Annotated in this window: 10 protein-coding genes; all 10 read left to right on the top strand. The window is 65.0% G+C overall.

Going from position 1 to position 12,113, the window contains the following annotated elements:
* Positions 1 to 495 precede the first annotated feature (495 nt).
* The 10 genes from tkt to FJ222_05210 all read left to right on the top strand — a co-directional run bounded on the left by tkt (position 496) and on the right by FJ222_05210 (position 11,946).
* The gene (tkt, locus tag FJ222_05165) at positions 496 to 2,502 is read left to right on the top strand and encodes a transketolase (GenBank protein ID MBM4163811.1); all 2,007 of its coding nucleotides are present in this window, start codon (positions 496 to 498) and stop codon (positions 2,500 to 2,502) included.
* A gap of 40 nt (positions 2,503 to 2,542) precedes the next feature.
* A complete protein-coding gene (locus tag FJ222_05170) occupies positions 2,543 to 3,277 on the top strand; it encodes an ABC transporter ATP-binding protein (protein ID MBM4163812.1) in 735 nt (244 codons plus the stop codon).
* Positions 3,274 to 4,056, top strand: coding sequence for an ABC transporter permease (locus FJ222_05175; GenBank protein MBM4163813.1), 783 nt, complete (start codon positions 3,274 to 3,276; stop codon positions 4,054 to 4,056). Before FJ222_05170 ends, FJ222_05175 begins: the two co-directional genes overlap by 4 nt.
* Before the next feature lie 7 nt (positions 4,057 to 4,063).
* Positions 4,064 to 4,888, top strand: a complete 825-nt coding sequence (locus tag FJ222_05180) for a hypothetical protein (GenBank protein MBM4163814.1) — start codon at positions 4,064 to 4,066, stop codon at positions 4,886 to 4,888.
* A 19-nt stretch (positions 4,889 to 4,907) separates the two neighbouring features.
* Positions 4,908 to 5,234, top strand: coding sequence for a hypothetical protein (locus FJ222_05185; protein MBM4163815.1), 327 nt, complete (start codon positions 4,908 to 4,910; stop codon positions 5,232 to 5,234).
* A 13-nt stretch (positions 5,235 to 5,247) separates the two neighbouring features.
* Entirely contained in the window at positions 5,248 to 5,478 is a 231-nt protein-coding gene (locus FJ222_05190) for a hypothetical protein (GenBank protein MBM4163816.1), read from the top strand.
* Positions 5,479 to 5,574: 96 nt separating this feature from the next.
* Positions 5,575 to 6,201, top strand: a complete 627-nt coding sequence (locus FJ222_05195) for a TetR family transcriptional regulator (GenBank protein MBM4163817.1) — start codon at positions 5,575 to 5,577, stop codon at positions 6,199 to 6,201.
* Positions 6,198 to 7,394, top strand: a complete 1,197-nt coding sequence (locus tag FJ222_05200; protein ID MBM4163818.1) for an efflux RND transporter periplasmic adaptor subunit — start codon at positions 6,198 to 6,200, stop codon at positions 7,392 to 7,394. Before FJ222_05195 ends, FJ222_05200 begins: the two co-directional genes overlap by 4 nt.
* A complete protein-coding gene (locus FJ222_05205) occupies positions 7,391 to 10,534 on the top strand; it encodes an efflux RND transporter permease subunit (GenBank protein MBM4163819.1) in 3,144 nt (1,047 codons plus the stop codon). The genes FJ222_05200 and FJ222_05205 overlap by 4 nt, the downstream gene beginning before the upstream one ends.
* Positions 10,531 to 11,946: an efflux transporter outer membrane subunit gene (locus tag FJ222_05210; protein MBM4163820.1), complete on the top strand. Its 1,416-nt coding sequence runs from the start codon at positions 10,531 to 10,533 to the stop codon at positions 11,944 to 11,946. Before FJ222_05205 ends, FJ222_05210 begins: the two co-directional genes overlap by 4 nt.
* The last annotated feature ends 167 nt before the right edge of the window (positions 11,947 to 12,113 follow it).

Consider the following 12,113-nt stretch of genomic DNA (forward strand, 5'->3'; position numbering starts at 1 on the left):
GTAGCGCATGAGAAAAGCAGAAAGCTGAAAACGGAAAACTGAAAGGGCTTGTGTCCGGGAATGCGCGAAGCGCGAGGTAGGGCGCGGCGTCCCTGCCGCGCCGCAGAGCATGAAAAATGCCCATGGGAAAGTGCGTAAGCCCTGCCCGATGCTTCGCGCTGACACCGATTGTTTGCTTCCAGTATCCTGCGGTCCGCCAGGGACGGTGGCCCCTGCCTGACTCGCCAACGAAATAGACACGACGAATGCCCACAGGGAATACGCGTAAGCGGGTCTGTGGTCTACTGGTTGGCGGGCTCGGTTACAATGGTAGACACTATGTGGGGCCTGCGCTGATCCTCTTCATTTTTTGCTTGGCTTCAAAAACATCTGCTACGCGCGCACGACCGGCGAGTGAAACACCCAAAGTTTTTTACTGAAAGCCAGCTCGTAACCGGGTATAATGCGCCCTTGATTTTCACCTCTATCCAGACGAAAAGAAAGGACTTCTCCATTATGGCGACCCTGACCCCTGAGCAGCTCTCTCTGGCCGCAAACACCATCCGATGTCTGGCCGCCGACGGCGTTCAGGCGGCCAAATCGGGACATCCCGGATTGCCGATGGGCATGGCTGACGTTGCCGCCGTGCTGTGGCTGAAGTATCTGAAGCACTGCCCCTCCGATTCCCGCTGGGCCGACCGGGACCGCTTCGTTCTGTCGGGGGGGCATGGATCCATGCTCCTCTACAGCCTGCTCCATTTGGCCGGTTACGATCTCCCCCTGGACGAGTTGAAACGGTTCCGCCAGCTCGACAGCAAGACCCCGGGACACCCCGAATACGGTCACACCGACGGCGTCGAAACCACCACCGGGCCGCTCGGACAGGGAATCGCCAACGCCGTCGGTTTCGCGATCGCCGAGCGAATGCTGGCGGCCCGCTTCAACGGCGCCGACGGGTTTGACCCCGTCGATCATCGTACCTTTGCCTTCTGCGGAGACGGTGATCTCATGGAGGGTGTCTCGCACGAGGTTTGCTCGCTGGCTGGCCATCTCCAGCTCGACCGGCTGGTGCTGTTCTACGACAGCAACCGCATCACCATCGAGGGGCATACCCACCTGGCCCTCTCCGACGACCCCAAGCTCCGATTCAAGGCGTACGGCTGGCACGTCCTCGAAATTGACGGTCACGATCTGGTCGCGATTGACAAGGCGATCCGCAAGGCGCTGAAGCTCCGCGGCAAGCCGGTCTGCATTATCTGCAACACGCTGATCGGCAAGGGATCTCCCAACAAGGCCGACACCCACGATGTCCATGGCGCCCCCCTCGGCGATGAGGAGTTGCGCCTCACCAAGCGCGCCCTCGGCATGCCCGAAGATCAGTTTTTCCACGTTCCGGCCGACGTCGCCGACCTCTTTAAGGCCCGTGCCGACAAGATGCGCCGCACCGCCAAGGCGTGGGACCGCGCCTTCAAGGCGTGGGCGGCCGCCCACCCCGACAAGGCCGCGCTCTGGAACGCCCACATGACCGGTGCGCTTCCCGCTGACCTGGACGCCTGCCTCCCGGTCTTTGACCCGGCCAAGGCCGTTGCCACGCGTACCGCCTCGGGAACGGTCCTGAACGCCCTCGCGTCGGCTATTCCCCATCTGGTTGGCGGCGCGGCCGATCTCGCGCCCAGCACCATGACCGCCCTCAAGGGAATGGGCGACATTGCGCCGGGGCGCTTCGACGGACGCAACTTCCACTTCGGCGTCCGCGAGTTCGGCATGGCCGCCATCATGAACGGCATCGCTCTGCACGGCGGATTCCGCGTCTTCGGTGCGACGTTCTTTGTGTTCTCCGACTACTGCCGCCCCGCCATCCGCCTCGCCGCGCTGATGAAACTGCCGGTGATCTATGTCTTCACCCACGACAGTTTCTATGTCGGCGAGGATGGCCCGACCCACGAGCCGGTCGAGCACATCGCGGCCCTGAGATGCCTGCCGGGCTTGACCGTTCTGCGCCCCGCCGATCCCACGGAGACCGCCGCTGCATGGGCTGCGGCCTTGCGCAACACCGAGGGGCCGACCGCCTTGCTGCTCACCCGCCAGAACATGGAGGTGATAAACCGCGCGATCTACCCGGCGGCCGCGCTTTTGGAAAAGGGAGCCTACACCCTCTGGCAGAACGGCGCTGGCACGCCCGACATCACCCTCATCGCGACGGGGTCCGAGGTCGAACTCGCCCTCGCGGCCGCGAAACGGCTCGACGGCGTGAACGTGCGCGTGGTCAGCATGCCCTCGTGGGAGCGCTTCGAGGCGCAACCCGAGAACTACCGTCACACGGTTCTCGATCCGGCCTGCGGCAAGCGTCTGGCGATTGAGGCGGGTGTCGCCTTCGGCTGGGAGCGCTATGTCGGCCGTTGCGGCCGCACCGTCACCCTCGACACCTTTGGCGCCTCGGCACCCTATAAGGCACTCGCCACACGCTTCGGCTTCACCGTTGACAACGTGGTCGCTCAGGCGCGGGCGGTGCTCGCGCAGTGACGGCAGGCGCTTGCGGAGGCAGGCATGAGGAGGCTTACCTGTGGATGCGATCACCATTGAGCAGGTCACCAAAAAGTTCGGCGCCGTTCCGGCCGTGTCCGATCTGTCGTTGACCGTCCGGACCGGAGAAATCATGGGGTTCCTCGGGACTAATGGCGCTGGCAAGACGACCACGATCAAGATGCTGCTCGGTTTTTTTGCTCCGGATGCGGGTCGTGTACGCATCTTCGGCGCCGATCCCGTGACTGCCGCCGCGCGCAGCCGAATCGGGTTTATGCCCGAAACCGCTTACTATTATCGCTACCTGAACCTCCGTGAACTCCTTCGCTTCTACGGCGGACTATGCGGCATGTCCGCAGCCGCCATTCGGGGGCGCACCGAGCAACTGATCCCGTTGGTCGGCCTTGGCGATGCGGGCGACCGCCTGCTGACGCACTACTCCAAAGGGATGCTGCAGCGGGCCGGCATTGCGCAGGCGCTGCTGCAGGATCCCGACCTGCTGATTCTCGATGAGCCGCTGACCGGGCTTGACCCGCTCGCCCGCATCCACTTCCGAGACCTCATTCTCGCGCTGCGCGATCAGGGTAAGACCGTTTTCTTCTCCTCGCACGAGCTCTCCGAGGCGGAGCTGATCTGTGATCGCGTCGCCATCCTGAAACAGGGGCGCCTCGTCTGGCTGGGAGCCTGTGGCGACATCGCTGGCGACGGCGGACAAAATCTCGAACGGATCTTCTTGCATCTCTTGACGCATGACACGCCGGAGGCTCAGCCATGACTACCTGCTGTCGCCAACTCGCGGCTTTGTGCGCGCTTTCCCTGCGCGAACTCTACCGCCGCAAAGATGTCTGGCTGGTGCTCACGCTCGGCCTGCTGATCCTCGCGCCGCTGTCGGCGATCAAGCCGTACGGCGTCGGCGGCGCGTCGCGCCATCTTTCCGAAATTGCCCTGCTGCTCATCTGGCTCTCGGCCGCCGTCATCGCCCTCTCGGTGGCGGGGCGCCAGTTCCCGCCTGAATTCGAGCACCGCACGATTTATCCCCTGCTCGCCAAGCCGGTTTCTCGGACCACCCTGCTCGCTGGCAAATTCCTCGGCGCCTGGGTCGCCTCGGTTTCCGCGACGGGCTGTTTCTATCTGGCCTATGGGCTTTTTGCCGGCGCAAAACTGGGGCTCTGGTTTCCAGTCGTCTTCTGCCAGGCCTTCGTTCTGCATGTTGGATTTCTGACACTCGTCACCGCCTTTTCGTTGCTGGGTTCGTTCTGTTTCACGCCGACGGCGAATCTGACGGTCTGCGGCATCGTCATCGGCGGCATGTTCGCTATCGGCCAGCGGCTGCCTGAAATGACGGCCGCGCAACCGGCTGTGCTTCGCGCACTGGCCCGGGTGATTTACGTGGTGGCGCCACACGTCGAATTTTTCGACCTCCGTCGCCGGGTCGTTCATGAATGGGGACCGGTCGGCTCGTCCGTTGTCGCCGCCGTCCTCCTCTACGCCGTGGTCTATGCCGGCGCCTGCCTGCTGCTTGCGGGATGGATCTTCCGGCGCAAGAAGTGCTGATGACGCGATGCGTGCACCCCTCCATATAACCGTTGCCACGCTGACCCTTGCTGCCGCCCTGGCGCTGGGCCAGATGTTGCCGCGAGTCTTCGCCGACCGAATGCCGCAGACGGCCGGAACCTCGCTGTTGGATCAGGTGTTCGGGGAAGCCCGCAGGATGATCAGCGACGGCATGATCCAGAAAGCCGACGAGTATTTCCACGGCGGCGTGCGTATCGCCGACTGCACCCATGCCGAAACCCATGCCGAAAATCACTTCGCCCTCCCTGAAACAGACCACGCGCATGCGGATGAGCACGACGCGCAGCCGGCGGCGCCCCCGCGTGATCCGTGGAGCTGGATCAATGCGCACATCCACATCGCGGGACACCGACACATGGACGGGGGGCAGGCTCGGGAGCTGATACCGTGGTACTGGGCCGCCGTCCGTGTTGAGCCCAAGAATGTTCTGGCCTATCTGCTCTGCGCCAGCGTCATCTCTCAGGAACTGAGGCGTCCCTCCGAGGCGCTTCGCATTCTGGAAGAGGGGATACGCAACAATCCGGGCGATGCCGAACTGGAAATCGACGCAGGCTGCATTTACCTCAATCGGATGCATAACAGCTCCGCCGCGCTGGCCTGCTTTGAACGCGCCCACGTCAAATGGACGCAGGCGCAGGAGGCCCAGAGCCCTGTCGATGGCGACCTCAAACTGCGGATTCTCTTCTACCTCTGCTATCTGGCCAAACAGCGCAACGACACGGCCGCGCTGGGCCGGTATTTTGCCGAAGCCCAGGCGCTCAACATTCAGAGTGGTCGATTTACCGCAATTCAAAAAATGACGGAACACTGACGGAGACCTGCGATACCCCATGAAACAGACAGCCAGCGAGTATTACAGCCAGCGCCGCGGCAACTGTGCCCAAGCCGTGGCGCATGCCTGGAAGACCAAGAATCCGGCAAGCATGCATGACGCGGCTCAGTTTGCCGACTGCGGCGGGGGCCGGGCGCCCGATGGGGTGTGTGGCGCGCTGCACGCCAGTTGTGTGCTGGCGGGAGCCGGGCGCGCGGAGACGATCCGGGAACAATTTGCGCAGCAGTCGGGGGGGCATATCGCGTGCCGCGCCATCCGCGCATCGAAGGCTCTGCCGTGCCAGGCGTGTGTCGCGTTGGCGGCGGAGTTGCTCGATCACGCATGAGGCCCCGAGGCGCGTGGCTATCACCGTCCCGTCCTCCAGCACGCTCAAGCAGGGCGCGAGCACAACCCTTGCCATCGCGCTGAACAGAGGCGCCTCTTTCAAGCGGGATGTGCAACTCTATATCAACACAGACGGAATCAGCGTGACGCCAAGCTATGTCTTGATCAAAGCCAGCGACAAAGCGGAGATGAGTTTCCAGCTCACGGCGGCCCGGGATGCCGCGATCGGAGAGTCTCCAAAATGAGAATAAATTAGAATTGCTGGGCCCGAAATACAGCGCTTGCATACATTCTAAAAGGTATGTATAGTTAATCTTTCCAATCGGGTTAGGGTGGAGCTAATGGCGAGACGGACCAAGGCGGATGCAGCGCAAACGCGCACGCGGATTATTCGGGTGGCCATCACCTTGTTCCATGACAAGGGCTACTTCAAGACGACGTTCTCGGAAATCGCCGGGCGGATCGGCCTGACCAAGGGCGCGGTCTATTGGCACTTCACCGGAAAGCCCGACCTGCTGCTGGCAATGATCGCTTACATGGAGGCGACGCGCGTCGCGGACCTGGGCCGCCAGCTTCCCGAACCCCCGACGTTCGAGGCGCTCAAGCACCACATGGTCGCGTGGGCCGAAGCGGTCGTGCGCAACACCGAGGCGCGGAAGTTTTTCAACGTGATGTCGCACATGGATTGGTCGGCACCCCAATTGGCGCCCGTGCGGGAACGGTTTGATACGCTGGAGTCCGGGCCGCTTTTCGCCATCCGCCACACCCTGGCCAGCCTGCACGAGGCGGGCGAGCTCCGTCCGGATGTGGATGTCGGTGTGGCGACGGCGGTGCTGTGGGGACTGTGGACGGGACTGCTGCGAGCGGCGCTCAACCGCTGCCTGGCAGTCGATTTGGCGGTTGTGCTGGAGCAGGGCTTCAGCGCGGTGAGTGACGGGTTGCGCGCGGAGCGCGGGAAAGGACGATGATGATGCAACAGGACGAGCACACACGGGAGTCGAGGGGAGCGCGATGGGCCGGTTGGGCAATCACCGCAGTCGCGCTGCTGGCGTTGGGATGGCTGGCGCGCGGACTGATGCCTGGCGCGCCTGCCAGTGGCGGCAGGCCGCCGATGGGCATGATGCCGCCCGGCGGGGCCACGGCTGTGGTGACGCACACGCCCGAACTCGCCGCGCTGAATCCACCCACCTCCTTCATCGGCCAGGTCGAGCCCATCCAGTCCGTCGGCTTGCGCGCGCAGATCGAAGGGCTGGTCGAGAAGGTCCACTTCCAGGAGGGGTCGCTGGTGAACGCAGGTGACCCGCTCTTCACCATCGAGTCCGCCATCTACAAGGCGCGCGTCGCTTTGCGTCAAGCCGAATTGGCTGGCGCCGAGGCCGAGCTGGACCGCGCGCAGCGCTACCTGAAGCGCTTGGAGGCGGCCGACGCACGAGGCGTTCTACAGACCGATCTCGACGCGGCCCGCAGCGGATTGCTGCAGAGCCAGGCCGCCGTGCAACAGGCCCAGGCCACGCTGGAGCTGGCCGAGATCGACCTGCGCCACACCCGCATCACGGCGCCAATCACCGGTCGGATCGGCCGCACCGTCGCGAACACCGGGGACTTCGTCTCCCCCTCCCTCGGCACCCTCGCGCACATCGTCCAACTCGATCCGATCCGCGTCGTCTTCTCCGTCCCCGACCGGGACTACCTGGAACTGCGGGAGTCCGTCGGCGGCGCGGCAATGCCCGCCGCCGTGCGCATCCGTTTGCGGCTGCCCACCGGGACCATTCCCAATATGACGGGTTCACACGATTTCGAGGAGACCGAGATGATGACGGGTACGGCAACGTTGCCCGTGCGCGTCCGCTTCGCCAACCCGGACGGACTGCTGGTCCCCAATGGCTATGTGACGGTGCTGATCGACAAGGCCGACGCCAAGCCTTATCCTGTCGTGTCGCAGGCCGCCGTGCTGACCGACCGCGAGGGGCCCTTCCTCTACGTGATCGCCGAGGGTGCGGCGCAGGTGCGGCGGGTCAAAACCGGGCCGTCGCTCGACGGGCGGATTGAGATCCGTAGCGGCCTCGCGGCCGATGAACCAGTCATCGTCGAAGGGCTGCAGAAAATCCGTCCCGGCATGCCGGTGCAGGCGGCAGTCGGCCAGAAAGCGGGCGGTTCATGATCTCGCGCGTTTTTATCGAACGGCCGCGACTGGCCGTCGTGCTCTCAATCGTCATGACCCTCGCGGGCGTGCTGTCGATCCGCAACATGCCGATCGCGCAATACCCCCAAGTGACGCCGCCGCAGGTTTTCGTCCGGGCCATGTACCCCGGTGCCAGCGCCGCCGAGCTGGCGGAGACGGTCGCCATTCCAATCGAGGAGGAAGTGAACGGCGTCGATGGCATGCTCTACCTGTCCTCCGACTGCGATGACTCGGGATCGTACACGCTCACCGTGACGTTCGAGGTCGGAACCGACCTCGACATGGACATGATCAAAGTGCAGAATCGCCTGCAGCAGGCCGTGCCACGCCTCCCCAAAGAGGTGACGGAACAGGGCCTGTCGGTGACCACCGAATCGTCGGACATGCTCGGCTTTCTCACCCTGCGTTCACCCAACAAGACCCATGACCGGCTGTTTTTAAGCGACTATGCGCACAATCACATCAAGAACGCCATGAAGCGGATTCCCGGCGTGGGCGGGGCTGAGGTCTACGGCTCCAAGCGCAGCATGCGCGTCTGGCTCGACGCCGACCGCCTCGCCGCCCAAGGGCTCTCGCCCGACGATGTGATCGCCGCCATCCGCAGCCAGAACATTCAGGCTGCGCTCGGCGCAGTCGGCGCCGCGCCCGCGTCGGGTGGCGAACAACGGGTCTACAGCGTCAAGGCGCGCGGTCGGCTGAACGATCCGGAGTCGTTCCGCGAGATCATCGTCCGGACCGCCGACCAGGGCGGGCTGGTCCGTCTCCACGATGTGGCGCGCGTGGAACTCGGCGAAAGCACGTACATGTTCAGCGGCGTCTTTAACGGCGCCGAGTCGGTCTCGCTCGCCCTGACGCAAAAGCCGGGCAGTAACGCGATCACGGCCATGGACGCCGTCCGCGCTGAGCTCGCCCGGCTCCACGAGCGGTTTCCAGAAGATCTGGAGTGCGTCGTCTCGTACGACGCCACGCAGTTCGTCCGGGCCAGCATCCGCGAGATCGTCTCGACGCTGACGCTGACCTTCGTTCTGGTGGTGCTGGTGTGCTACATCTTCTTGCAGAACTGGCGGGCGACGCTGGTTCCCGCGACCACGATCCCGGTCTCCCTGTGCGCCACGTTCGCGGTGCTGAAGATGCTCGGCTACAGCATCAACACGCTCACCCTCTTCGGCCTGGTGCTCGCAATCGGCTCGGTCGTCGACGACGCCATCGTCGTCGTCGAACGGGTGCAGTTGCTGATGCTGCGGAACAAGATGGATCGGAAAGCCGCCACCCTCCAGACCATGCGGGAGGTCACAGGCGCCATCATCGCCACGACCCTCGTGCTGTTGGCGATCTTCATTCCGGTCGGGTTCATCACCGGAATCACCGGCAAGATTTACCAGCAGTTTGCGGTCACGCTCTCAACCGCCATCTGCCTCTCGACAGTGGTTGCCCTGACCCTCAGTCCGGCGCTGTGCGCGACGCTCCTCGACGCGCCCAAGCTTCACCGCCGAGGCCCACTCACGTGGTTCAACGTCACGCTCGACAGCAGCAACCGCGGTTACGTCGCGTGTTCCCGGTGGCTGGCGCGTCGCGTCGCGCTGGCCGCGCTGCTACTGGGGGTGTCGGTCCTGTTGAACGTCGGCGCATTCATCACCACCCCGACCGCGTTCCTCCCGGATGAGGACCAAGGGGTGCTCTTCGCCGCCGTTCGCCTCCCCGAGGGAGCCAACAAGGCGCGCACCGACGCGGTGCTCGCCGAAGTCGCGACAGTCATCCGCGACATGCCCGGGATCAGCTTTACCCTCGGCATCACCGGCTTTAGCATGATGGGCGGCTTGGCGGAGAACGTCGGCGTGATGATCGTCGGGCTGACGCCATGGGCCGAACGGCAAGACCCCCGGCTGCATGTGACGGCAATGCTCGGCGCCATGCAGGGGCGCTGCGGGGCGATCCCGGGGGCGGAGGTTAACTTCTTCGTGCCGCCGGCGATCCCCGGTTTGGGCGCGAACGGCGGCTTGGACATCCGGCTCCAGGCGCTGAAGGACGGAGATCCGGCCAAACTCGAAGCCGCGCTCTACCCGCTCCTCGGTGCCCTGAATCAAACCCCCGAGATCCTCTTCGCCTTCAGCGGGTTTTCGGCGCAGACGCCGCATGTCCGCCTCGAGGTCGACCGGCTCAAGGCCGAGATGCTCGGCGTGCCCGTCTCCTCGGTCTTCTCCACCCTGCAGAACTACCTGGGGTCGCGCTATGTCAACGACATCAACCTGGAAAGCCAGATCAATCAGGTGATCGTCCAGTCCGACTGGCCGGGCCGGCGCTCACCCGGCGACGTGCTGCGCCTGCATGTGCGCAACGCCGATGGCGAAATGGTGCCGCTGGGAAGCGTGGCGCGCTGGCAGATCGCGCCGGGGCCGCGCCTCCTGCCGCGCTACAACCTGTTCACCGGCGCGGGCGTCGTGGCGGCGGTTGCGCCGGGCGTCAGCAGCGGCCAGGCGATGCAGCGCGTCGAAGCGCTCGCCCGCGAGGTGCTCCCGGAGGGGTACGGATTGGAGTGGTCGGGGCTGAGCTACCAGGAGCGCCGGGCGGCGGGACAGACCCTCCCGCTCGTCCTCGCCGCGCTCGTCTTCGGCTACCTTTTTCTCGTGGCCCAGTATGAGAGCTGGACCATCCCGTTGCCGGTGATGTGCTCGATCTTTGTGGCCACGGCCGGTGCGCTGGCAGGACTCAAATTCGCGGGGCTTCCGCTGAGCATCTATGCGCAACTCGGCCTGTTGCTGCTGGTGGCCCTGGCCGCCAAAAACGCGATCCTGATTGTGGAGTTTGCCAAAACGCGGCGCGAGGCGGGTCTCTCGATTATCGAAGCGGCGGGCGAGGCGGCGGGCGAGCGGTTCCGCGCGGTGCTGATGACGGCCTTCACGTTCATCTTGGGCGTCCTGCCCATGGTCTACGCCTACGGCGCAGGCGCGGCCAGCCGCAGAGCAATCGGCGTGACGGTCTTCGCCGGCATGCTCGCCGCGACGTTCCTCGGCATCCTGTTGATCCCAGGGTTGTATGCCCTTTTCCAGGCGCTGCGTGAAAAGGGGTCACGGCTACGCCACCGGCCGCAGGTTCCCGAAGGAGAGGAGACGACGCCATGACCTGTTCCGCTACCAGAGCCGTCCGGATCGGATGGCCAGCCGCCGTTGTCCTGCTGGCAGGCTGCGCCGCCGTCGGTCCCGACTACCAACCGCCCGAGTGGCACGAGCCTGCGGCGGCGGTGCCGCAGATTGAAGGACATGCGCCGCAAGACAACGAGTTGGCGAGCTGGTGGCACGCCTTCAACGACCCGACGCTGACCCGCCTCATTCGGCAAGGCCTGATAGACAACCGGACACTGGACGCAGCCCGGTATGGGGTCAGCGAGGCGCGGGCGCGGCTCCGCCTCAGCCGCTCCGGCCTGCTGCCGATGCTTGATGCAGGCGGCGCCAACACCCGCTTCCGCAACAGCGACACGGCCGGCGCGCCGGGTAGCGGCGACCTCTACCACCTCGGGTTTGACGCGCAGTGGGAGCTCGATATTTTCGGCGGACGCCGCCGCGCCGTCGAGGCGGCCCGCGCCGACTGGGAGGCCGAGTGGGTGGCTGAGGAGGGCGTCTGGGTCTCGCTGGCGGCCGAAATCGCGACACACTATGTGACGTTGCGGACCGACCAGGAACGGCTGCGCGTGGCGCGCGACAATCTGAAGCTGCAGGCCGAGACCGCGCAGATCCTGGAGTCGCGGTTCGAGACGGGCATCGGCGACAAGCTCGCCGTCGAGCAGGCGCACTATCAGCTCGAAGGGACACGGGCGCTGATCCCCTCCCTGTTGCGCGACCTGGAGGCGACGCGCAACGCACTGGCTGTGCTGGTCGGCGCCATGCCGGGCGAAGCGGACGCGGCGCTGGACGCGCCCGGCCCGATCCCCGCCGCCCTACCGCGCGCGCTCGCGGCGGTCCCTGCGGAGCTGCTCCGCAGGCGGCCCGACATCCGCGCGGCCGAACGCCGCCTGGCGGCCGAGACCGCCCGGATCGGCGAGGCGCAGGCCGCCCGTTACCCCGCCTTTCGCATCGATGGCGCGCTCGGGCTGGAATCACTTGCCAGCGGCTCGCTCCTGACCAGCGGCAGCCGCTTCACCACCGCCGGGGCGGGGATCACGTTGCCGATCTTCCGCGGCGGCGCCATCCGTGCTAACATTGAGATCCAAAACGCCCGACAAGAGCAGGCGCTGGCGCGCTACGAGGTGACCGTACTGACGGCGGTGGCCGAATGGCGCGACGCCCTCGCCGCGTATGGGCATGAGCACGCCCGGCGCGAGGCGCTCGTCAAGGCCGCAGTCGCCGCACGCGCGGCGGAGGAGATCGCCCGCGACCTTTACGCGAACGGACTGATCGACTTCAACAGCGTGCTCGACACCCAGCGGGCTCGGCTGACCTTCGACGAGGCTGTCGCGGGCAGCGAAGGGGCGATTGCGCGCAATCTGATCCGCGCCTACAAGGCGCTGGGCGGAGGCTGGGCGGCCGTTGAGGAATAGCCAATAGTTAGGGCGCCCGCACTTACGAGGTTTTGCAGGAGCCTCTATGCTGTTAGTTCTCCCCGATTTTCCCACATCGATCACAAAGAAGACGTTTTTGTATCTCCCATGCGAGAAAAGGAGACAATTTTGTTTCAACCTCCCGCCAATGCGATGCGTTTTCGTTA

The sequence above is a fragment of the Lentisphaerota bacterium genome, assembly GCA_016873675.1.
Taxonomy (GTDB): Bacteria; Verrucomicrobiota; Kiritimatiellia; order RFP12; family JAAYNR01; genus VGWG01.

What these genes read in the sequence shown, in the direction of transcription:
- tkt (MBM4163811.1), top strand. Translation starts at nt 496, where the DNA reads ATGGCGACCCTGACCCCTGAGCAGCTCTCTCTGGCCGCAAACACCATC.
- FJ222_05175 (MBM4163813.1), top strand. Translation starts at nt 3,274, where the DNA reads ATGACTACCTGCTGTCGCCAACTCGCGGCTTTGTGCGCGCTTTCCCTG.
- FJ222_05180 (MBM4163814.1), top strand. Translation starts at nt 4,064, where the DNA reads ATGCGTGCACCCCTCCATATAACCGTTGCCACGCTGACCCTTGCTGCC.
- FJ222_05185 (MBM4163815.1), top strand. Translation starts at nt 4,908, where the DNA reads ATGAAACAGACAGCCAGCGAGTATTACAGCCAGCGCCGCGGCAACTGT.
- FJ222_05195 (MBM4163817.1), top strand. Translation starts at nt 5,575, where the DNA reads ATGGCGAGACGGACCAAGGCGGATGCAGCGCAAACGCGCACGCGGATT.
- FJ222_05200 (MBM4163818.1), top strand. Translation starts at nt 6,198, where the DNA reads ATGATGATGCAACAGGACGAGCACACACGGGAGTCGAGGGGAGCGCGA.
- FJ222_05205 (MBM4163819.1), top strand. Translation starts at nt 7,391, where the DNA reads ATGATCTCGCGCGTTTTTATCGAACGGCCGCGACTGGCCGTCGTGCTC.
- FJ222_05210 (MBM4163820.1), top strand. Translation starts at nt 10,531, where the DNA reads ATGACCTGTTCCGCTACCAGAGCCGTCCGGATCGGATGGCCAGCCGCC.